We start from the raw sequence: 20,814 nt of genomic DNA on the forward strand, positions 1-20,814 counted from the left end.
GTGGCACAACGGACTTCGCTCACAGCGACCTTGCGATGATCTCCTTCATGATCTCGTTGGTGCCCGCGTAGATCATCTGCACCCGGTTGTCGACCCACATGCGCGAGATCGGGTATTCGCTCATGTACCCGTATCCGCCGTGCAGCTGGAGGCATTCGCTGGCCACCGACATGGCGCGCTCGGTGGTCCACCACTTCGCCATGGCCACGGTCGGGATGTCGAGTTCGCCAACGATGTGCTTGGCGATGCAGTCGTCGGTGAAGACGCGCGCGATCTTCGCCTCGGTGGCGACCTCGGCCAGCTTGAACTTGGTGTTCTGGAAGCCGAAGACCGTGCGGCCGAACGCCTCGCGCTCCTTGACATAGCGCAGCGTGTGCTCCAGCGCGGTCTCCATGCCCGCCACCGAGCCCACCGCGATGATCAGGCGCTCCTGCGGCAGCTGCTGCATGAGCTGGATGAAGCCCTGACCCTCCTGCGTGCCGAGCAGGTTGGCGACCGGGATGCGCACGTCCTCGAAGAACAGCTCGGAGGTGTCCTGGCCCTTCTGGCCGATCTTGTCCAGCACCCGGCCGCGCCGGAAACCGGGCCGGTCCGCCTCCACGAGCACGAGGCTGATGCCCGCCGCGCCCTGGGTGGTGTCGGTCTTGACCACGACGATGATCAGGTCGGCCTGGGCGCCGTTGGTGATGAAGGTCTTGGAGCCGTTGACGACGTACTCGTCGCCGTCGCGGACCGCCTTGGTCTTGACGCTCTGCAGGTCGGAGCCGGTGCCGGGCTCGGTCATCGCGATCGCGCCGACCACCTCGCCGCTGGCCATCTTCGGCAGCCAGTGCCGCTTCTGCTCCTCGGTGCCGTAGGCGAGCAGGTAGTGCGCGACGATGCCGTTGTGCAGGCTCTGGCCCCACGCGGTGTCGACCACCCTGGCCTGCTCCTCGATCAGCACGGCCTCGTGCGCGAAGGTGCCGCCGCCACCGCCGTACTCCTCCGGGATGGACAGGCAGAGCAGGCCGAGTTCGCCGGCCTTGTTCCACAGGTCGCGATCGACGTGGTGCTGGGCGATGTACTTGTCGACGTTCGGCGCGACTTCCTTCTCGAAGAAGGCGCGCGCGAGTTCGCGCAGCGCGTCCAGGTCGTCGTTCATCCAACACGACCGGTAGGCGGCCATCGAGACTCCTTAGGCTCGGTGTACTACTGGCGATACTTGTGACCAGTATTTACGGGTACAGTGTGTACCATCGGGTGCGCTGGGACAAGACGGAACTTCGAGCGCCGAGGACGTCGGATACGGTGAGCCGCGTGGGACGACAGCGCTGGACCGACACCGCCGAAACCCGCCGCTCGGGCGCGCGGGGACCGGGCGGCGTCGAACGCCGCCGCGCGTTGGTGGCGGCGGCCGTCGCGGCGATCGAGGAACACGGACCCGACGCCTCGATCGGGCAGATCGCCGACCGTGCCGGACTGGTGCGCACGCACGTCTACCGGCACATCGCGGGCAAAGAGGAACTCGACCGCGCGGTCGCGCGCCACGCGCACGCGGAACTCACCGCCCGCATTCGGGCCACCTTCGACGTCGACGGCACGCCGATCGACGTCATCCGCGCTCCCATCGCCGAACACGTCGCCTGGGCGGGGGAGCATCCGAATCTGTATCGCTTCCTCGTGGAGCGCAACTACCGCAGCGGCAACGAGGAGCCGCGCATCGGCGGCAGCGCCTTCGCCTCCGAGATCTTCACCGCCGCAACGCGATACATTCCGCGCTTCGGTTCGGACCGGGCCGCGGCGGAGCGGCTCATCATCGCGCTGCTCGGGTTGATCGACGCCTCCGTGCGCTGGTGGCTCACGCATCGGGAGAGCACGAGGGAGGCGCTGGTCGACCAGCTCACCGCCGAGGCGTGGCTGCTGATCGACCACCGGCTGCGCGCGCTCGGCATCGAGCTCGACCCCGCGGCGCGACTGCGGGACCTGCTGATCGCCGGAGAGGACTACCGCGGCGAGGCCGCCGTGATGTGAGGCCGCGATCAGGAACCGAACTTCCGCCGCGTGTGCGCGACGATCGCGTCGAGCCGGGCGTGATGCGCGCCCTTCCAATAGGTTTGGCCGCAGTCGACGCACTGCGCGAAGGTGTCGTAGGTCTGTTCGGTCTGGTCGGGCAGCCGCCCGCGCATGTCCGCCTTGTCGGCCTCGCGCAACAGGCCGTTGCAGGTGGTGCATCGCGTCCACGGGGCGAGGCCGGGTACGAAGCGGGAGAGCACGTCGTCGAGTTGTTCGGCGGGCTTGTGGCTGTAAACGTAGGCGCCCGAGTAGATTTCGCGTCGCCGTAGCAGTCCGCGATCGCGGGAGAGCAGGATCCGGCGCTCGGCCGCCGAGCGCGTGGCCAGGGCGGCGTCCCCGATGTCGGGGTTCTCGTAGGCGGCGTCGATGCCGAGCAGGCGCAGCCGCCGCGCCAAGGTGCCCAGGTGGATGTCGAGCAGGAAGCGCACCGGCTCGGGCATCCGCTGCGGACGCGTCACCGCCAGCACCGCGAGCGAATCCCCGTGGACGGGCACGTACGCGGGTCCCACCGTCTCGTCGTTCACCACCAACGCTCCCACCTCGGTGAGCGGCGTCCCGAGTGACTCGACCACGTGCCCCACGGTCGACACCCCGTCGACGCGCACGGTCGACGGACCCCCGCGCAGCCCCGCGGCGACGAACAACGTCAGCTCGGCCGCGAACTCGACCGTGATCTCCCCGGTACCCACCAGCCAAGCATGCCAGGCTGGGTACTGTGAGGCAGCCCGGCGAGCCCGCCGGTCGCGCACGTAGCCGACGTACCGTCTGCACTCGCGCTCGATCGGGATGCGTATGCCAATGCCTTGGGCGAGCGTCTGGCGATACCCGGCGCGGCGCTTGTCTGTGGCCTCGGCCCCGCGCTGTCCCGGCGCCGGCGTGCATCGGTGTCTCGGTGCGGCCCCCTTTCGGCGCCGTGGCGCTGCGCCTTTCGGTGTCGCTGCCGTGCAGAGCCGTAAGTCGTCTGAGGATCGGCGCCCTATCGCTGCCGTGGCACGGCGCTCCCCATCAGCGCCTCGGCGAACTCGGCGAACTCCGCGCGGAAATTCACATAGGACGCGCGAAGTTCGCGGCCCGGCCAGTGCGGGGGCAGGAGCTCGGCGGGCAGCATCGGGTCGTTGAGGATGTGGCGCACGGTCGCGGCGGCGACTTCGAAACGGTCGCCGATGAATTCCGCCTGCGCCATCGCGGACAACAGTAACCGGGCGTTCTCGGCCCAGGCGTCCGGCCGGAAAAGCCGTTCGGCCAGTTCGCCGTCCGGTTCACCGGGATGGCCGGTGAACGCGGTCAGGCGGCGTGCCGCGCCGGCGGGGAACTCGGTGCCGAGATTGTCCGGGCGAGTCCACACGCCCTCGCGCAACTCGCCGAACTTCTTGGCGCGCAACATTTCCCGGAAAGCAGCCCGGTCGGTGGAGTCGTCCGCACCGACGGTGACGATGGCCAGCCGCCAAGTGCCGTCCCATGCGCCGGTGGGCGGGTGCATGGCCTCGTCCTGGCGGTGCTGGCGTTCGATCAGCCGCGGCGCGAGGCGGTAGGCGCTGTCGCGGCGCTCCAGATCGCCGCCCGCCACCATCCTGGTCAGCGCCGCGCGCACCGCCGACTCCTGGAGCCCGAGCCCGACCGCCACCCGCACGATCCAGCTCACCGGCGCCTCGGCGGGATGCGCGCCGAGCAGCGCGCTCAGGATCGCCGACCGCGCGGTGAGCTTGCGCACCGGCGTCCCACGCGAATCCATGCCCCGATGCTAACCACTTCCGGTTCCCGCACATCTCGTGCACGCCTCGCACAGCCACCGCCTGTGTGAGGCGTGTGGACGGGTGTGGCAGCGGCAGGGTATTGCAAAGTTGTGGCGCGTGACGCAGGGTTGTAATAGTCGAGTTGGAGGACGGGGTGCGATGGCGACGCATGTGGTGACGAATCAGGTTCCGCCGTTGGTGGATTTCGACGCGGCCGAGCAGCCGGCGATTCTGGAGGCGCTGCGCAGGGCGGGGGCCGAGCGGGCCATCGAGGACGTGCGGTCGGTCGGGAGGCTGGCGGGCAGCGCCGAAGCCCAGGCGCTCGGCGACCTCGCGGAGGCGCACCCGCCGGTGCTGCGGACGCACGACCGCTACGGGCATCGGATCGACGAGGTCGAATACGACCCGAGCTATCACCGGCTGATGGAGTACGCGGTGGGCTTCGGCCTGCACGGCGCGCCGTGGGCCGACAGCGGTCCGAGCCCGCACCTGGTCCGCGCCGCGAAGATGAGCGTGTGGAGCCAGGTCGACGCCGGGCACGGGTGCCCGATCTCGATGACCTACGCCGTAGTGCCCGCGCTGCGCGCCAACGCCGAACTCGCGGCGCAGTACGAACCGCTGCTCGTGGCCAAGGAATACGATCCCGGCCTGCGGGTGCCGTCGACCAAACGCGGTCTTATCGCTGGCATGTCGATGACCGAGAAGCAGGGCGGCTCGGACGTCCGCGCGAACACGACGACCGCCGTGCCGGTCGCGGACGGCACGTACCGCCTCACCGGGCACAAGTGGTTCACTTCGGCGCCCATGTCGGACCTCTTCCTGGTGCTGGCGCAAGCGCCGGGCGGACTGTCGTGCTTCTTCGTCCCGCGCGTGCTGCCCGACGGCACCCGCAACACGTTCAATCTCCAGCGGCTGAAGGACAAACTCGGCAACCACTCCAACGCGAGCAGCGAGGTCGAGTACGACGACACCGTCGGCTGGCTGGTCGGCGAGGAGGGCCGCGGCGTGCCGACCATCATCGAGATGGTGAACCTGACCCGGCTCGACTGCACGCTCGGCTCGGCCTCCGGTATGCGCGCGGGCGTCGCCATGGCCGTGCACCACGCCACCCACCGCCGTGCTTTCGGCGCGCACCTGATCGACCAGCCGCTGATGCGCAACGTCCTCGCCGACCTGGCGCTGGAGGCCGAGGGCGCGACCACCGTCGGGCTGTGGCTCGCCGAGGTGACCGACCGGGCCGTCTCCGGCGACGAGACCGCCGATCGGCTTCGCCGGATCGCCTTGGCGGTCAGCAAGTACTACGTGTGCAAGCGCGGGCCGATGCACGCGGCCGAAGCGCTGGAATGCCTCGGCGGCAACGGGTACGTCGAGGAATCGCGGATGCCGCGGCTGTACCGGGAGGCGCCGCTGATGTCGGTGTGGGAGGGCTCGGGCAATGTGGCCGCCCTCGATACGCTGCGCGCGCTGGCCAAACAGCCGGAGACCCTCGGCGTCTTCTTCGACGAGGTCGAGTTGGCCCGCGGCGCGGACGCCCGGCTCGATGCCGCGGTCGACGACCTGCGCGGCCGATTCGCCGACTTCGACACGATCCAGTACCGCGCCCGCCGCATCGTCGGCGAGATGGCGCAGGTACTTCAGGCCTCGCTGCTGGTGCGCTACGGCCATCCGGCCGTCGCCGACGGGTTCGTCGTCAGCAGGCTCGGTCACGATCGCGGCGATGTGTTCGGAACCCTGCCCAACGGACTCGACACCGGGGCGATCATCGAACGCGTCACGCCCAAGTTCTGACCCGCACCCGTCCGATCCTCGAAGGGAATTCCCGTTGCCCGACTACACCGACCACGCAGGCACCCGTCCGGCCGCCTGGTACGAAGGCCTGACCGAAGGCAAGGACTCCTTGTTCGCCGACCGGGAGCAGGCGCCGTCCGACATCAGGTACCGAACACTGACCTACGAGGTCACCGATCGGGTCGCGCGCATCACCTTCGACCGTCCCGAACACGGCAACGCGATCACCGCCGACACCCCGATCGAGCTCGCCGCGGCGGTCGAGCGGGCCGACCTCGATCCGCGCGTGCACGTGATCCTGGTGTCCGGGCGCGGCAAGGGCTTCTGCGGCGGCTACGACCTGTCGATCTTCGCGGAGAACGGCTTCACGCCCGACGGCGGCGCGGCGCCGGTCGACGGCACCGTCCTCGACCCGGCAGTGCAGGCACGCAACCACAATCCCTGGGGCACCTGGGATCCGATGGTCGACTACCAGATGATGAGCCGCTTCAACCGCGGCTTCGCCAGCCTGCTGCACGCGAACAAACCGACCGTGGCCAAGCTGCACGGCTTCGCGGTGGCGGGCGGCACCGACATCGCGCTGTTCGCCGACCAGATCATCTGCGCCGACGACACCAAGATCGGCTACCCGCCCACCCGCGTGTGGGGCATCCCGGCGGCGGGCATGTGGGCGCACCGGCTCGGCGACCAGCTCGCCAAGCGGCTGCTGTTCACCGGCGACTGCCTCAGCGGCAAGCAGGCCGCCGAATGGGGTCTCGCCGTCGAATCGTGCCCGGCCGACGAACTCGACGAGCGCACCGAGGCGCTGGTCGCCCGCATCGCGCGGATGCCGGTCAACCAGCTCATCATGGCCAAGCTCGCGCTCAACAGCGCGCTGCTCGCGCAAGGCGTGGCCAATTCGGGCATGGTCAGCACCGTGTTCGACGGCATCTCCCGGCACACCCGCGAGGGCTACGCCTTCCAGTTGCGCTCGGCCACCGTCGGATTCCGCGAGGCCGTGCGCGAGCGCGACGAACCGTACGGCGACTGGAAACGCGCGCAGTTCCGCGCATCCGGTGAGGAGGACGCCGAGCACTGACCGTTCAATCCGGCAGCTGACGCATCTCCAGCAGGGTGAGGCCGAGATTGTCGATCATGGCCAGAATGGCGCGCATCGCCGTGGGATCGGACACCGGCCCGAACAGCGAGGTGGTGCCGCTGCTGGACGGCGCGGCATCGAGATCGGGGAAGGCGGCCACGGCGCGGTCGGACAGCTCGCCGTCGATGATGAACTGGTATCTGGTCGGGACCGGCATGGCTCTCCTCCCTGTGGTTGCGCGATGGTCGAGTCTGCCGCGCCGCGCGCGTGGCTCACCTCACACACCGCGGATGAGATTTCCGGAAAGGCGAGCGCGCGTGGTCAGAGCACGCCGCTGCGCCGGGCGTAATCGAGCGCCGCGACGCGGGAGTTCGCGCCGAATTTCGCGTAGATCGACCGCAGATGCGTTTTCACGGTATTGATCGAGACGCCGAGGTCGGCCGCGATCTGTTGCGCGGTCCGGCCCGAGGGAAGGTGTTTGAGCACGGTCATCTCGGCCTCGGTCAGCGCCGGGTGCGTCGAGTTCCTCGCGGCGTTGCGATTCTGCCGGACGATATCGCCGAACGCGTCGAGGCGACCGAATCGGCCCGCGTACACGTCGAGCAGTTCTATCGCGTTCGGAACGTCGAGGAAGGGACGGACCAGGTGATCGACCGCGGCGTCCCGCAACGCGTTCTCCAGACCGCTGTGCGCCTTCGCGCCGTTGCCGAGGCTGTGGTGTGCCGACGAGTACAGCAACCATCCGGTGATCCGGGTGGACGGCCGCACGGCGCCGGCGCACTCGAGCAAGGGCTCGAGCAGCGCCAGCGCGGCCTGGCTGTGCTCGGCCGTCTCCGCCACCGCGGCGCGGGCCACGACGACGTCGGGCAGGTCGCCCAGCAACTGCTGTGCCCGTTCGGCCAGCAGCTGCGCGGCCAAGGGTTCGTGCACGCTCAGCAGGGCCCACACCACGTGCGGAATCACGGTGGCGGTCACGCCGGGCACGCTGTTCTTGTCGAGCAGCAACTGCGTACTGCGCCGCAGGTCGTCGATGGCGGCGCGCTTGTCGGCGGCCTGATCGACGGCCAGTAGTTGTCCGATCACGTAACCGTGCCATCCGGCCAGCGGGCTCGCCGACCCGTCCTGCACCGCGTGACGGGTCAGCGCCGCCGCGACGTGCGCCCGATCGGGCTGCTCGCCGCGCAGGTAGGCGGCCACGCCTGCGGCCGTCATCGCCTGTGCCGCATCCGGTGTGTCGTTCAGGTCGTGCTCGGCGGCGACGACGAGCGCCTTGGCCGCCCTGTCCCGCATCGAGGCGGTGGCCTCGCGTCCGCAGGCGATGAAGGTGAGGCGGGTGAGCGCGCGCAGCGCCAGGCGCGGATGGCCGGTGTGCGATGCCAGCGCGAGACCGCGCAGCAGCACCTCCTCGCCTCGGTCGAGCTGTCCGCCGACCACCATCGCGGTGGCCGACTGAATCGCCAGGTAGCAATCGATATCGGGGTTGCCGGTCGGCGCGGCGTCCATGGCGAGATCGCCCGACACCGATCCGGTGGCGACGGCGGCATCCACCGTCGCGGCGAGGGTCAGCGCGTCGATCCAGTGTGCGGGCACGAACGAGGGCCGGTCCCGGCGCGAGCCCGCGACATCCAGGTAGGCCAGCGCGTCGGCGGCGCTGCCGTGGAAGAGCGCGTCGAGGACGCGCAACAGCCACACGAACGGGTCGTCGAGCAGGCTCGGCCGCGCGCGGTGCAGCTCACCGAACAGCGCCGCGCCGTCTCCGTCGAGGACCATCGTCGTCCCGCATTCGGCGAGGAACTCGCGCAGGTGCCGCGGATCGGCGACGGCGAGTAGATGCGTCAGCGCGTGACGCGGCAGCCCGGCGGCGCGCAGCGCGTTCGCGGTCCGCAGGTGCAGTTCGGAACGGGCCCGCGCGCCGAGGCGGTTCACCTCGGCGAGGAAGTACGCCCGGAGCATCGGGTGGAAGGTGAACCAGATGTCGTCGCCGCGCGCGATCGAGGTGAGCGGGAAGTTCATCCGGTCCAGTTCGTACAGCGTGAGTGCGGACCCGCCGCCGATCAGGTCGTCGGCCAGCCGCTCGGTGAACGAGTCGGGAACGCTGGTGTAGGTCAGGAACAATCGCACGTTCAGCGGCAGGGCGCCGATCAGTTCGCCGACCAGGAAGTCGGAGACGGCGCGCGGCGGCCGGGCCAGCACGGCCAGCGCCGCGGACCGGTCGGGATTGGCGGCCAAGTACATCGCGGCGATGCGGACGAGCGCGGCCCACCCGTGGGTCAGGTCGAGGACCGTGGCGAGTTCGGACTCGTCGAGTTCGCAGTGGTGTTCGCGGCACAGCGCGGCGATCTCCGCGCCGGACATCGCGAGGTCCGTTGCGCCCCAGCGGGTCGATCGCTCGGTCAGCCCGAGCAGATGCCAGCGCAGCGGCGGGGCGAAGCGGCCGGACACCACGGTGGTGACCGTCGGCGGCGCGTGCAGCAGGAAGTGTTCCAGCCCGGCGAGGGCGAGCGGTCCGGTGACGAGGTGGGCGTCATCGATGACGATCACGGTCGGTGTTCCACGTGCGGTCAGCGTCTCGACGAGCTGTGCCGCGTCGAAGCCGGGAGCCTGGACGGACGGGCGTTGCGGCGGTTTCGGCAGCCCCAGCTGGTCGCGCAGCGTCTGCCACAGTGCGGCACCGGGTTCGGGATGCTCGGACACCGAGACCCACCCGAGCGCCGGACGCCGGGCCGTCCGCGCCCGGAGCCGGCTCGCCCAGTCGGCGAGCAGGACGGTCTTGCCGCTCCCGGCGGGCGCGCAAACCACCAGCACCCGCAGTTGGTCGCCCGTGAGGAAGGCGTCGAGTCGGTCGATCAGCGTCGATCTGGCAATCGGCGCCGACGAGAACGTCGGCATTTCCGAAGGAATTCCGCTGTCGTCAGCGGAGATCGAACGTAGAGCAGGGCCGTGCGAGATGGTCACCGTGCCTCCTGGACCGACTGCCGACATAATTTTTCGCGCCTGGCTCAGGAATCTCTGTATTTCGGTTTTCATACTAAAGGTGTCCGGAAGGGAAATAGCGACGGCGCATCCGAATTTCGTGTGGCACGGATCGGAGCATGCACTGGCGTGTCATCGGAGAGATATCACCGCCCGGCATGCGAGGCTTGTCCGGTTGTACCCACGGAAAACGGAAAGGAGACACGATGACCCTCGGTTCCGCCGTGCTCGATCTGGTTACTACGGTGTTCGGAGTCCTCATGGATGTCATCGAGCTCGTCACCGGCTCAGCGGATTAAGAGTCCGGGCGAAGCTGGAGCGCGGGGAGGGGTGTGCGCCCCTCCCCGCGTCCGCGTCACCCCCGCGCGCGGAAAGCGTTCGTGTGGTGGGAGTACAGGTTCAACAGCCCGAGGACCTGCCCGTCCGAGACGAGCGGATGACAGTACAGCGACCGTATGTCGAGTTCGCGCAGGTGGGCGCAGTAGTCGCGCCAGCGCGTCTCCTCGGCCAGATCGGTGATCAGCATCCTCTTGCGCGTCCGGATGACGTCCATGCCAGGCGAATCCGGGAAGTCGGCGAGGGCCTGCTCCAGTTGCGCGGCCTGCCGACTCGACCAGCCGACGACTTCGAGGCCGTCGAGGCCCCAGGCCGTGATGCCGACCAGGGGGTGGTTGGGCAGCAGGCGCGCTATGTTCGCAGCGGCCTGCGCGGGTATCGCCGATGACTTGTTCGGGAAAAGACCGACTGAACCGGGGAAATTCGTCGAAATGGGTCGGGTATCGAGCATTCGGACACCTCACTCCACGGCGCGCACCGGCGGCAGGGCCACACGGGCCGACCTGCTGGTGTCTCCGGACGCGCCGACTTGCTACCACCTTGGAGCTGCCCTATCGGCAGCTTCGCCTCGCCCGTCCCCCGAACGGGCTCCTGCCACCCCGGTGTGACCGGTGGTGGCGTGAACGGTTGTGCGCCTGGGTCTCTCGAACCGCTGCCCAGGGCTTCCGGAGAGAACCGTTCACCTTCACGCGGGTCACATGCCACCGTGCGGCGATGTGACGGCCACCACATTAACACCGGGTGGTCGGTTCGGGTTCGGGTTTTCGCGGCCGAATCCGACCAACTGGCACGAGCATGTTTCGGTTTACGGCCGAGCGCAGTGTCGCAGCATCTGTCTCAGTCGCGCGTCGGTCAATTAGTAACAAGAACTGCTGATCCCTACGAAAATCGCGCCGAAAGGGTGGCGCGACACCCGATCGATTGTGACTGTCTGGGTCACACTTCTACGGTCGCGTAGGAAACAACTTCTACGCCCGAGTAAGTCACGGGAGACCTCGCCAACCAGTCGGTGGCCTGGCTTTCCGTGTGCTCCGACGAAGGGGACGCAGTCACGTGAGCTTGCCTGGACGTGCTCACCATGAGCCCGTTGACCGGCGCGATCTCGGGATTCGCCCCCACGAGGGAGCTGGCTCCGCTGCTGGCCACCTATGACCACTGCTTCCACCAGTTCCTCGACCCCGTCGACGTCGCGTTCTCGGCGCTGAAAGTGGCCGTGTTCGTGCTGCTCTCGACGTTCGTGCAGTGCTACTCCGGGTTCGTCGCCTCGGACGGCCCCGAGGGTGAACTCGCTGTCGGAGACGCTGGTCAGGCGGTCCAAGGCGACGGTGTCTCGCTCAGCGCGCTGATCACCCAGGCTGCGGATCTGGCGAATGGCCAGGGCGCTCGTCACTGGGTTGGACGAGCAGGGCGAGATGCTGAGGGTGGCCTTCGATCGGATCGCCGTCGACCGACCGGCTCGTGAGTCTGGTCGCGGAAATCCAACCGGGCATGGCCCGGGCCCAGCAGTACGCGACCACGGCCCGTGCCCGCGCTGCCACTATCCCGCACGCGCGTATCTGGTCACCACGGTCTTCGACGATGGCACGCACAGCGCGGCCACCGTCGCGACTTGCGATCTGACCTGCGGGTGGAGCGGCCCGGCCCCGCTGACCACCATGACTCCGATTCCGTGCGCGAAACAAGCTGCGCCACAACGAGAATCACATAATCCAGCGCGGAGGATACCTCCCAGCCGACCCCGATGAGGCGTATTGTTCCAGGTGACCAACTTTCCGTCCTTCTTTCTTCCGATTGCCCAGTGACATCGCGGCGCCGTCGCTCGATACTCGGCAGCATCGGTTGATAGCTACTGCACGGCAACGTCGCTGGCGGAACGGAGTGGACATGCTCGCACATCCCTGTCCGGACGGCGAACTGCTCGGCCAGAGCGGCGATGCCGGGGTCGTCGCGAAATTCACCGACCGCGCCTTGCGCCGGTTCGCCCAGACCGTCGAAGGTCTCCCCGAGGCCACCCTGGAAGAGATCCTCGCGGTGGTGGACCTCTTCCGTGTGGCCGAAGGCATTCACATCGGCGTCGGCGACGTCTGAAGCCGGTGCTGCCGCGCGTGTCCGCTACGACCGGCGGCGCGCGCGGTTCCCGGTGGACGCGCGGCGGCGTGCGCCCTCCGAGGAGGGCGGTCGGTGCTCGGCCGCCACGCGGTTGTCGGTCGCGTCACGGAACAGCGCGACGGGCGGACCGTCGCCGATCGCGAGGGCGGCGAGCCGTTCGCCGTTCGCCGGGTCCAGATCCGCGGGGACGCCGACGACGGGGGAGAGGTCGATGCCTTCGCCCGGCCCGAGCACGCGCAAGCCGCGGTCGGCGCAGAATCCGTCGAGATCGGCGTCGGCGGTGAACGAGCCGTACATCAGCCGGACGCGTCCGGCGGCCGCGCGGTCGGCGGCGCAGCGCAGCAGCTTCGCGCCGACGCCCGCGTTGCGGAACTCCGGCTCCACCGCGAGCACGCCCACCTTCATGAGGCCGACGAGGGCGCGGGCCTGCGCGGTGGTTCCCCAGGGCTGGAGGCGTTGCACCACAAACGCTTCCGGTCCCGCGTAGAGCCCGCCGATGACCTCGCGATCGCGCTGGGCGACCAGGACCAGGCTGCGCGCGGCGACCGCGCCCGTCAGCCCGCCCCGGCCCGCGGCCGCCGAGATCGCGCGGACACGCGAGGGCGCCATGCCGGAGGCGAGCAGGCCGCGCCGCTGCGCCTGCGCGAGCTCCTGGCCGTAGTCGCCCAGTGGCGTGTCGCCCATGCCTGCCATGGCGCACCACCGCCGGTAGTTGCCCTCGATCTCCGCCGCCGACGCGTACGAGATCGTCACTCGCTCTGGTGAACTCATGTGCACAACACCTCATCGCTACCGTGGGACCGGCCGTCGGCGCCGTGATCCCCCCGGGGCGGACTCGCGTCCGCCGAGCGCGCCGATCGTGCCCGCTCGATCGCGGCGATGACCGCCGCGTGCGCCACGGTTCGCCGTGGCGCCGACCTGGCGTCACTCAGTGTACAGTTGTGCACCGAATCTTGTGGTGTTCGGTAAGGGCGCCCGCCCCCGTCGGCACGGGTAGGTCAGCTCACCAGGCCTCGGCGAGCCAGCAGCGGTTCGATCTCGGGGGCGCGTCCGCGGAAGGACTCGAAGGCGGTGAGCGGATCCACCGAGCCGCCACGGGAGAGCAGTTCGCGCCGGAAGATCTCACCTTTCTCGCGGACGGGCGCTGCGCCGTCCTCGAACCACCGCACGGTGTCCGCGTCCAACACCTCGCTCCAGATGTAGGAGTAATAGCCCGCCGCGTAGCCGCCGGAGAAGATGTGGGCGAAATACCCGGTCCGGTACCGCGGCGGGATCGTCGCCATGGCCACGCCCGCTTTCTCGAGCGCCTGCTCCTCGAACGCCTCGGCGTCGACGTCGGTCAGCGCGTCGGGACCGGGGACGCGGTGCCACGCCCAGTCCAGCAGCGCCGCGGCCAGGTACTCGACGGTGCGGAACCCCTCGCCGAATCGCCCGGCCGCCGCCATCCGTTCGACCAGCTCGGCGGGCATCGGCTCACCCGTCTCGACGTGCTTGGCGTAATTGGCCAGCACCTCCGGCCTGCTCATCCACATCTCGTTGACCTGCGAGGGGAATTCGACGAAGTCGCGCGGCACCTCGGTCCCGGCGAAGAAGGGGAATCGAACATCCGAGAACAGGCCGTGCAGGGCGTGCCCGAACTCGTGGAAGAGCGTCCGGACGTTGTCCCAGGTGAGCAAGGCGGGCGCACCTTCGGGTGGCTTCGCGATGTTCAGGTTGTTGACCACCACCGGCCGCGTGCCGAGCAACCGGGACTGGCTGACCAGCTCGTTCATCCACGCTCCGCCGCGCTTCGACGGCCTGGCGAAGAAATCGGCGAGGAAGAGTCCCAGCGCGCCGCCGTCGGCGTCGAACACCTCGAAGACGCGGACCTCCGGGTGATAGCCCACCAGATCGTCGCGCTCCGCGAAGGTGATTCCGTAGACCTGCTCGGCGGCGAAGAAGACGCCGTCGCGCAGCACCCGCTCGAGTTCGAAGTAGGGGCGCAGCGCCTCGGTGTCCAGCGAAAACCGTTCCGCCCTGAGCTTTTCCGACTCGAACTGCCAATCCCATGCGCGCAGGTCGGCGTCCGCGTCGTCCGCGCGCATGGCCGCGGTGAGCTCCGCCGCCTCCCGTTCGGCATTGGCGATCGCAGGCGGTACCAGCCGCCCGAGCATGTCCTCCACCGCACCCGCGGTCTTCGCGGTCTGGTCCTCCACCGCGTACGCCGCGTGGTCCGGGTAGCCGAGCAGCGCCGCCCGCTCGGCCCGGAGGGCGGCGATGCGAACGGCCAGGGCGGCGTTGCGGCTGTCCGGGCCGAACCCGCGCCCGAGCGAGGCCGCCAGCATCCGGCGTCGCACGTCGCGGTCGGCGAGCTCAGCGAGAACAGGCTGGTTCGAGACGTTCTGGAGGGGCAGCGCCCACGCGTTCTCCCGGCCCAGCGAGCGGGCGTTCTCGGCAGCGGCGGACACCGCTGCGGACCCGAGACCGGACAGCTCCTCCTCGTGCTCGACCACGAGCGTCGCCGCGTTTGTCGCCGCAAGCAGGTTCTGGCCGAACTCGGTTGCCGCCGTGGCCAATTCCGCGTTGAGCTCGCGCAACCCGGCCTGCCCCTCGGTGTCCAGCCGCGCGCCCGCCCGGACGAACCGGATGTGGTACTGCTCCAGCAGTCGCGCTTCCTCGGCCTCCAGACCCAGCTCCGCGCGCCGCTGATACAGCGAGTCGATCCTGGCGAACAACTTCGGATCGAGGTACACGGCATCCCGGTGCGCGGCCAGCCGCGGGGAGATCTCCGCCTCGATCGCCTCGATCCGCTCGCTCGAATCCGAGCTCACGACATTGAAGAACACATTCAGCACCCGCGTCAGCAGCGCACCCGAACGTTCCAGCGCCACAACGGTATCGGCGAAGGTCGGCGTCCCTCCGTCCACCGTGATCGCCCCGATCTCGGCCAACTGCTCCGCCATCCCCCGCTCGAACGCGGGCAGATAATGCTCGTCGCGGATCTCCGCGAACGGCGGCAGCTCGTAGGGCAGCGCACTGCGCTCGAAGAACGGGTTGCTCGTCATGGGTGAACTCTATGCCCGCCCGGCACACCGCGGACAAGGGTTTCCCGCACGCCCGACCGAACGACGAGGCTGGGGCACACCGTCTGTCCTGACAGTTATACGGCCGCTTATCGAATGTGAGGCGTGTAACAAGCAAGCTGCTGCGGCCGAATAGCACTGCGTCGCCGCTCGATTGCGGTGCCGATGCAATGGGGGTCAGCATCTGGACCGGCTGAACCCGACTGACCGTGATCGCGTGTGCCGAATCGAAGAGGGGTTCTCAGCTGTGACATCTCCGATGCTGTCCAAGGGCCAGAATGTGCCGCTTCCGGACGATGTCGATCGCATCGACGTCGTCATCGGATGGACCGAATCGGAAGTCGAGGTCGACGCGTCTGCGCTGTTGCTCGGTGCAGGCCGGAAGGTCGGTTCCGACGCCGACTTCGTCTTCTACAACCAGCCCGAATCGCAGGACGGCTCGGTACGGTTTCTCGGTACCAGTGCAACCGAGGAGGGCGCGCAGGCACGGATCGCGATCGACTTGTCGTCCGTTCCGAACACCGTCCACACGGTTGCCCTCGCGGGCAGCGTCGGCACCGGAACGTTCGGGGAACTGGGCAAACTCGCGCTGCGGGTGGTTGACGCTGCTGGCTTGTCGCTGGCGGAGTATGTCACTGCGGACGCCACCACGGAGTCGGCCTTCGTCTTCGGGGAGATCTATCGCCGAGAGGGCGAGTGGAAGGTCCGTGCGGTCGGGCAAGGGTGGGAATCCGGTCTGGCAGGTTTGGCAAAGGACTTCGGTGTCGACGTCGACGACGCCGAACACGAAACAGCCACTGCGGAACCGGACGCGCCGAACGTGAGCGAACCGGTGCCATCCGCCATCGTCGCCGATCCCGTCAGCCGCGCTGAGCAGGCGCCTGCGTCGAACGGGCGGACTTCCGGGGTGAGGCGAGGCGTGCGCACAGCCAAGCGGGCCATCAAGAAGGCCAAGCCGATGGAGTTCGAGCTGGCAGAGTTGGACACCTGGCAACCGGCCCGACTGTTCTCGGTGGTCGGTGTCGGTGCTGGGGAGGAACAGGAGCGTCGCGCCACATCGGCCCTGATTGCCGCGATGCAGGCCGTCCGGCCGTTCGCGCGTGCGGTGTGCGCCAGGATGGGCGCTCCGGTCGGCGCCTTCGAGGGGTATGTCGAGGTGCAATACGAACGAGGCGAATCGAAGGTCATCCCGGACGCAGTCCTGAGGGTGTCGCGAGGCGGCAGGGTGTGGACCGCGCTGCTCGAGGTCAAGACCGGAAGCGGGAAGCTCAAGCGTGACCAGCTCGAGAGCTATCTCGATGTGGCGCGCAAGAAGAAGTACGACGCGGTGGTCAGCTTGTCGAACGATGTCCCGGCAAGTCCCGGCGAGCTTCCGGTCGAAGTCGACCGGCGCAAGCTGGCCAAGGTCGCCCTGCGGCATCTGTCGTGGGCGGAAGTGGCTCACGAGGCGCGAATGCTGCTCTCACACGGCGGCATCGACAACGAGCTGCACGCCTGGATACTGAGCGAGTTCCTGCGTTACCTCGACCACCCGCGTTCCGGGGCAGCCGAGTTCGTCGACATGGGACGACACTGGGTGTCGGTGCGTGACGCCGTGACTGCAGGCACCTTGCGAGCAGGCGACCAGAAGGCATTGGCCGTCGCCGACACCTGGGTCTCGTTGTCGCGGCACCTCGCCTTGCGGCTGACCGCCGAGCTCGGCGTCACGGTCAAGCACGTCTTGCCTCGTCGGCACCGCTCCGAGCCCGCTGTCCGCAACGCGGCGGTCGCTGAGCGGCTGGCGGCGGACGGAACGTTCGAAGCGGTGTTGCGCATTCCCGACACCGCGGGAGATCTGGTCGTGGTCGCGGACGTACGCACGAACAAGGTTCGCTGCCGCACCGTTCTCGATGCGCCGAACGAGGGATCGGCAGGTCGACGAATGTCGTGGCTGCTGAGGCAATTGGAGGACGCACCGGGGGACGTCCAAGTCGAGGCCGTCTTCTCGGAGCGCGGCAATGAAGCATGCGAGCACCTCGCGACGGTCCGTGCGAATCCGAAGGTGCTGACCGATGGTCGATCGGGCGTGATCGTGTCGTTCTCGTTGGAGCAGACGTTCCCGATGGGCAACCGGCGATCCGGAACGGCGGCTAGTTTCATCGCCAGCGTGACCTCGGCGACCGATACCTTCTACGGATCGATTGTGCAGCCGTTACGCGGGTGGGTGCCCGCCGCGCCGAAACAGCCGGAGTCGGCGCAGTCCGATATCGCAGTCTCCACGGACGCATGACATCTCGAGATGCGGGGAATGCCCACGTCTAGTCAGCCGGGGCGCGGGGCTATCGTGGAGGTGTGGGCGTCATCGGTGAGCTGTTCCCGAGTAAGAAGCTGACCGACGAGGGCAGTGCGGACAGCGATGGACAGGTGTACGAACCGCGGGTCGACGTGGATCTGGACGCGGGCGTGGTGCGGCTGTCTCGCCCGGCACGTGTGGAGGACGAGCTGAGCGAGTGAACTCGCGTCGCCCGGCGGGTAGTTGCGTCGTATCACTTCGCCTTGCGCGATCAGGCTGTGACCTCGGGACTCATGTTCGACCGGTGGTCCACACTGCGCTGATCGGCAGGCAGGACAGGCCGTCGCCGAATGGAAGTTGCTGGTCACCGCAGTAGAGGACGAAGCCGGCGTGAAAACGTTCGCCCAAACGACGTTGCAGCACGCGTAAGCCTCGGAAGTCGTCGGTTCGAATTGTCTCGGCTGCTTTGACTTCTATGGCGACGATCCGCCCGGCATCGTCCTCGAGAACAGCGTCGACTTCGTAACCGTCTCGGTCGCGGTAGTGATGAAGCGGAGCCATGGTCTGGCTCCAAGTGAGCCGACAAGGTTGCTGTCGATCTGCCGAAGGTTTGGGCGTTGTTTTGCCGAGAGGTATGCCGTCGATCTGCCGAAGCGAGTGCCGACGATCTGCCGACCGTATTGCCGTCGATCTGCCGATCGCTCGTCGGCCGCGAAAGCGCGAGATCGACCGCGAGCGGGTGCCGAAGGAGTGACGCGCGGAGGACGAGCCGAGCGAGTGAATTCGCGCCGTCGGCGGTCGAGTTGCGTCGTATCACTTCGCAGTGGTCCGACCGGGCCGTGACCCCGGCTGGGACGTCGATCAGCCGTCGGTCTGCCGATGGGTGGACGCGCTTCGTTTGCGGCGGAGGGCGGCGGACGAACGAGCGGACAGCTATCGTCGTCGGCGGAGCCGGTTTTCGGGCGCCGGCCCGGTTCGATGAGGGCCTGGCTCCCTTGCGCCTCAGGCGGTTTCGGCGAGGGCGGGGCGGGGTTGGCGTCGGGTGAGGAGCCAGCCGACGATGGTCGCGAGCGGGAACATCAGGACGCCGTAAACGGCTGCGGGTACGGCCATTTCGGTGCTGTCGAGGACGCTGATGGCGATGGTGATCGCGATGGTGCTGTTGTGGATGCCCACCTCCATGGAGCAGGCGATGGCCTGGCGGTCGTCGACGCCGAGCCACCGGGGGACGAAGTAGCCCGCGGTCAGGCTGACGAGACAGAACAGCGTCGTGACCGCGCCGACGTCCAGGGCGTAGTCGACCAGGTTGTCCCGCTCGGCGGCCATGGTGCCGACGATGACGAGCAGGAGCGTCAGCGCGGACCCGATGCGCACCGGCCGATCCATGCGATCGGCGAAGTCGGTGGACAGCCGCCGCACGGCCATCCCGATCGCGACCGGAACCAGCACGATGGCGAACACCTGGACCACCTTGCCGAATTGCAGGCCGACGGTGCCCGCGCCCTGCTCGGGTTCGAAGTAGTCGATCGCGAAGTTGGTCGCCAGCGGCACCGTGACCACCGCGATGATCGAATTGACCGCGGTGAGCGACACATTGAGCGCGACGTCACCGCGGAACAGGTGGCTGAACAAGTTCGCGGTGGTCCCGCCCGGCGAGGAGGCGAGCAGCATCATGCCGACCGCGAGGATCGGCGGCAGATCGAACAGCAGCACCAAACCGAACGCGGCGACCGGCAACACCAGCAGCTGACAGGTGAGCGCGATCGCGACGGTCTTCGGGTTTCGTGCGATCCGGGTGAAGTCCGCGACCGTCAGCGACAAGCCGAGGCCGAACATGATCACCGCCAAAGCGAGCGGCAGGGCGACGGATACGAGCGGAGAGTCCATATTCTTCCTCGACATTCCGCGGGTAGGGCCCGCATCTGAGACCAATTCGTCTCAGAATGAATGGAGGGTAGCGGGATGTGACCTACGTCGCAACCAGTTCGGAGCGAATCGGGCCGCCTGGGAACGAGAAACCCCTTCCGGGCGAGCGGAAGGGGTTTCGGCATCCGACCCCGGGGTCGTCGGAGATTCCTACTTGCCGGAACCGCTCGCCGACAGCGAGCTCAGCAGGCAGCCCCAGTGCGGAGCGCCGCCGGGGCAGCCCGGATTGGCGACCTGCTCGGACTGCTGGGCCGGTTCGGCGGGGCTCCAGCGGGATGGCCGACGCGGGCACGGCTGTGGCCAAGGGGGCCAGCAGGATGGCGCCGGTGAGCATGCCGGCGCGAAGGTACTTGCGCATCGAGAGATTCCTTTCGAGCGGCGAGGGGTGGCCGCTGCCGGAGACGCTATCGATGGCGATGGTCGCGGACAGACGAGGAAAGGTGGGCCACCGAAACTGGGGTCGGCGTACCAGCGTCTTCGCGCGATGCGTCCATCGACCGGGCATTACCGCTTTTCGCGGCCACCGATCTTGCACAATCGGTATATGGCCAAGCCCTGCTTGCTCTTGCAGTTGCGGCCCGAGCGTGCCGCGGCGGACGACGAGTATCGCGCGATCCTGCGCGCCGGCCTGCTCGACGCCGGCGATGTGGTGCGGGTGCAGATGGACGAGGAGTTCCCGCATATCGAGCTGGACGACTATTCGGCGGTCATCGTCGGTGGCGGGCCGAGCAACGTCAGCAGCCCCGACGCCGACAAGTACGACTATCAGAAGCGCTTCGAGCCCCGGCTGAAGAAGCTGATGATCGAGATCATCGGCCGCGATTTCCCGTATTTGGGCGCCTGCTACGGGCTGGGCATTCTCGCCGACGCGCTCGGCGGGAAGGTCGGCGACGACCGCTACGGCGAGACAGCGGGCGCGCAGACCATCGAGCTCACCGAGCACGCCGATGACGACCCGCTGCTGCGTGATCTCCCGCAGTTGTTCCGCGCCTTCGTCGGGCACAAGGAGGCCTGCCAGGAGGTGCCCCCGGAGTCGACCTTGCTGGCGGGCTCGTCCGGCTGCCCGGTGCAGATGATCCGGACCGGGCAGAACGTGTACGCGACCCAGTTCCACCCCGAACTGGATGGCGAGGGCCTCGCGATCCGCATCGATGCCTATCGCCACGCCGGGTATTTCGCGCCGGAGGAAGCGGACTACCTCACCGAACTCGGCCACCGCGAATCGATCACGGTGCCGCCCGAAATTCTGCGCCGATTCGTCACCCGATACCGCAGCGACTAGGTGAGGCGCGGCTCGGCGTCGAACCGGAGATTCGCTCCTAGGCCGTCCGAAGCTACCTCCAGGCGATCCACCACGGTCTGTGACCTGCATCGCCTCCGAGATCGGCGTGGATGTCCCGACGCCGCGGCTGCGTCTCGACCGCCTCGTCGCCGACCGCCCCGTGCCGGTCGGGTGTCTGGGTCACGTTGCCCTGTGGCTAAGAT

Annotated in this window: 18 protein-coding genes; 8 read left to right on the top strand and 10 right to left on the bottom strand. The window is 68.4% G+C overall.

Going from position 1 to position 20,814, the window contains the following annotated elements:
- Positions 1–19: 19 nt before the first annotated feature.
- Positions 20–1,165: an acyl-CoA dehydrogenase family protein gene (locus ACRWNM_RS00690; RefSeq protein ID WP_431962344.1), complete on the bottom strand. Its 1,146-nt coding sequence runs from the start codon at positions 1,163–1,165 to the stop codon at positions 20–22.
- A gap of 131 nt (positions 1,166–1,296) precedes the next feature.
- On the opposite strand from ACRWNM_RS00690, the gene ACRWNM_RS00695 reads away from it, so the two are divergent.
- The gene (locus tag ACRWNM_RS00695; protein WP_431962346.1) at positions 1,297–2,010 is read left to right on the top strand and encodes a TetR/AcrR family transcriptional regulator; all 714 of its coding nucleotides are present in this window, start codon (positions 1,297–1,299) and stop codon (positions 2,008–2,010) included.
- A gap of 8 nt (positions 2,011–2,018) precedes the next feature.
- Here ACRWNM_RS00695 and ACRWNM_RS00700 read toward each other — a convergent pair whose 3' ends face one another.
- Both ACRWNM_RS00700 and ACRWNM_RS00705 read right to left on the bottom strand, forming a co-directional pair.
- Positions 2,019–2,741: a Mut7-C RNAse domain-containing protein gene (locus ACRWNM_RS00700; protein WP_431962348.1), complete on the bottom strand. Its 723-nt coding sequence runs from the start codon at positions 2,739–2,741 to the stop codon at positions 2,019–2,021.
- Positions 2,742–3,028: 287 nt separating this feature from the next.
- On the bottom strand, positions 3,029–3,784 hold the full coding sequence (locus ACRWNM_RS00705; protein ID WP_431962350.1) for a PaaX family transcriptional regulator C-terminal domain-containing protein: 756 nt from the start codon (positions 3,782–3,784) through the stop codon (positions 3,029–3,031).
- 160 nt (positions 3,785–3,944) lie between these two features.
- Between ACRWNM_RS00705 and ACRWNM_RS00710 the strand changes: the two genes are divergently transcribed.
- Both ACRWNM_RS00710 and ACRWNM_RS00715 read left to right on the top strand, forming a co-directional pair.
- Positions 3,945–5,573, top strand: a complete 1,629-nt coding sequence (locus ACRWNM_RS00710) for an acyl-CoA dehydrogenase family protein (protein WP_431962352.1) — start codon at positions 3,945–3,947, stop codon at positions 5,571–5,573.
- A 34-nt stretch (positions 5,574–5,607) separates the two neighbouring features.
- A complete protein-coding gene (locus ACRWNM_RS00715) occupies positions 5,608–6,651 on the top strand; it encodes a crotonase/enoyl-CoA hydratase family protein (protein WP_431962354.1) in 1,044 nt (347 codons plus the stop codon).
- A gap of 4 nt (positions 6,652–6,655) precedes the next feature.
- Here the strand turns inward: ACRWNM_RS00715 and ACRWNM_RS00720 are convergent, their stop codons facing one another.
- The 3 genes from ACRWNM_RS00720 to ACRWNM_RS00730 form a co-directional block, all read right to left on the bottom strand.
- Positions 6,656–6,868 carry a hypothetical protein gene (locus ACRWNM_RS00720; RefSeq protein ID WP_431962356.1) on the bottom strand — a complete coding sequence of 71 codons (213 nt, stop codon included), beginning with the start codon at positions 6,866–6,868 and terminating at the stop codon, positions 6,656–6,658.
- 104 nt (positions 6,869–6,972) lie between these two features.
- Positions 6,973–9,540, bottom strand: coding sequence for a LuxR C-terminal-related transcriptional regulator (locus tag ACRWNM_RS00725; RefSeq protein WP_431962358.1), 2,568 nt, complete (start codon positions 9,538–9,540; stop codon positions 6,973–6,975).
- 439 nt (positions 9,541–9,979) lie between these two features.
- On the bottom strand, positions 9,980–10,411 hold the full coding sequence (locus ACRWNM_RS00730) for a GAF domain-containing protein (protein WP_431962360.1): 432 nt from the start codon (positions 10,409–10,411) through the stop codon (positions 9,980–9,982).
- 627 nt (positions 10,412–11,038) lie between these two features.
- Between ACRWNM_RS00730 and ACRWNM_RS00735 the strand changes: the two genes are divergently transcribed.
- Both ACRWNM_RS00735 and ACRWNM_RS00740 read left to right on the top strand, forming a co-directional pair.
- On the top strand, positions 11,039–11,422 hold the full coding sequence (locus tag ACRWNM_RS00735; RefSeq protein WP_431962362.1) for an ABC transporter permease: 384 nt from the start codon (positions 11,039–11,041) through the stop codon (positions 11,420–11,422).
- Between the two features lie 422 nt (positions 11,423–11,844).
- Complete coding sequence (locus ACRWNM_RS00740) at positions 11,845–12,048, top strand: hypothetical protein (protein WP_431962364.1); 204 nt, start codon at positions 11,845–11,847, stop codon at positions 12,046–12,048.
- Positions 12,049–12,072: 24 nt separating this feature from the next.
- Here ACRWNM_RS00740 and ACRWNM_RS00745 read toward each other — a convergent pair whose 3' ends face one another.
- The gene (locus tag ACRWNM_RS00745; protein WP_431962366.1) at positions 12,073–12,840 is read right to left on the bottom strand and encodes a GNAT family N-acetyltransferase; all 768 of its coding nucleotides are present in this window, start codon (positions 12,838–12,840) and stop codon (positions 12,073–12,075) included.
- A 227-nt stretch (positions 12,841–13,067) separates the two neighbouring features.
- Entirely contained in the window at positions 13,068–15,113 is a 2,046-nt protein-coding gene (locus ACRWNM_RS00750) for a M3 family metallopeptidase (RefSeq protein WP_431962368.1), read from the bottom strand.
- Between the two features lie 265 nt (positions 15,114–15,378).
- Here ACRWNM_RS00750 and ACRWNM_RS00755 point away from each other — a divergent pair, with 265 nt between their 5' ends.
- Both ACRWNM_RS00755 and ACRWNM_RS00760 read left to right on the top strand, forming a co-directional pair.
- A complete protein-coding gene (locus ACRWNM_RS00755; RefSeq protein WP_431962370.1) occupies positions 15,379–17,400 on the top strand; it encodes a TerD family protein in 2,022 nt (673 codons plus the stop codon).
- A 62-nt stretch (positions 17,401–17,462) separates the two neighbouring features.
- Positions 17,463–17,624 carry a hypothetical protein gene (locus ACRWNM_RS00760; RefSeq protein WP_431962372.1) on the top strand — a complete coding sequence of 54 codons (162 nt, stop codon included), beginning with the start codon at positions 17,463–17,465 and terminating at the stop codon, positions 17,622–17,624.
- Positions 17,625–17,694: 70 nt separating this feature from the next.
- Here ACRWNM_RS00760 and ACRWNM_RS00765 read toward each other — a convergent pair whose 3' ends face one another.
- Both ACRWNM_RS00765 and ACRWNM_RS00770 read right to left on the bottom strand, forming a co-directional pair.
- Positions 17,695–17,964: a DUF4143 domain-containing protein gene (locus ACRWNM_RS00765; protein ID WP_431962374.1), complete on the bottom strand. Its 270-nt coding sequence runs from the start codon at positions 17,962–17,964 to the stop codon at positions 17,695–17,697.
- 441 nt (positions 17,965–18,405) lie between these two features.
- Positions 18,406–19,290 (bottom strand): bile acid:sodium symporter family protein, encoded by an 885-nt coding sequence (locus ACRWNM_RS00770; protein ID WP_431962376.1) that lies wholly within the window; start codon positions 19,288–19,290, stop codon positions 18,406–18,408.
- 583 nt (positions 19,291–19,873) lie between these two features.
- Between ACRWNM_RS00770 and ACRWNM_RS00775 the strand changes: the two genes are divergently transcribed.
- On the top strand, positions 19,874–20,611 hold the full coding sequence (locus ACRWNM_RS00775) for a glutamine amidotransferase (protein ID WP_431962378.1): 738 nt from the start codon (positions 19,874–19,876) through the stop codon (positions 20,609–20,611).
- The last annotated feature ends 203 nt before the right edge of the window (positions 20,612–20,814 follow it).

The sequence above is a fragment of the Nocardia sp. bgisy134 genome (assembly GCF_965341865.1).
In the GTDB taxonomy this organism is placed as follows: Bacteria; Actinomycetota; Actinomycetes; order Mycobacteriales; family Mycobacteriaceae; genus Nocardia.

Bases quoted from the DNA above. Each gene is read 5' to 3' on its own strand.
- ACRWNM_RS00770 (WP_431962376.1), bottom strand. From the start codon at position 19,290: ATGGACTCTCCGCTCGTATCCGTCGCCCTGCCGCTCGCTTTGGCGGTG.
- ACRWNM_RS00775 (WP_431962378.1), top strand. From the start codon at position 19,874: ATGGCCAAGCCCTGCTTGCTCTTGCAGTTGCGGCCCGAGCGTGCCGCG.
- ACRWNM_RS00720 (WP_431962356.1), bottom strand. From the start codon at position 6,868: ATGCCGGTCCCGACCAGATACCAGTTCATCATCGACGGCGAGCTGTCC.
- ACRWNM_RS00705 (WP_431962350.1), bottom strand. From the start codon at position 3,784: ATGGATTCGCGTGGGACGCCGGTGCGCAAGCTCACCGCGCGGTCGGCG.
- ACRWNM_RS00745 (WP_431962366.1), bottom strand. From the start codon at position 12,840: ATGAGTTCACCAGAGCGAGTGACGATCTCGTACGCGTCGGCGGCGGAG.
- ACRWNM_RS00765 (WP_431962374.1), bottom strand. From the start codon at position 17,964: ATGGCTCCGCTTCATCACTACCGCGACCGAGACGGTTACGAAGTCGAC.
- ACRWNM_RS00725 (WP_431962358.1), bottom strand. From the start codon at position 9,540: ATGCCGACGTTCTCGTCGGCGCCGATTGCCAGATCGACGCTGATCGAC.
- ACRWNM_RS00740 (WP_431962364.1), top strand. From the start codon at position 11,845: ATGCTCGCACATCCCTGTCCGGACGGCGAACTGCTCGGCCAGAGCGGC.
- ACRWNM_RS00730 (WP_431962360.1), bottom strand. From the start codon at position 10,411: ATGCTCGATACCCGACCCATTTCGACGAATTTCCCCGGTTCAGTCGGT.
- ACRWNM_RS00750 (WP_431962368.1), bottom strand. From the start codon at position 15,113: ATGACGAGCAACCCGTTCTTCGAGCGCAGTGCGCTGCCCTACGAGCTG.
- ACRWNM_RS00690 (WP_431962344.1), bottom strand. From the start codon at position 1,165: ATGGCCGCCTACCGGTCGTGTTGGATGAACGACGACCTGGACGCGCTG.
- ACRWNM_RS00735 (WP_431962362.1), top strand. From the start codon at position 11,039: ATGAGCCCGTTGACCGGCGCGATCTCGGGATTCGCCCCCACGAGGGAG.
- ACRWNM_RS00710 (WP_431962352.1), top strand. From the start codon at position 3,945: ATGGCGACGCATGTGGTGACGAATCAGGTTCCGCCGTTGGTGGATTTC.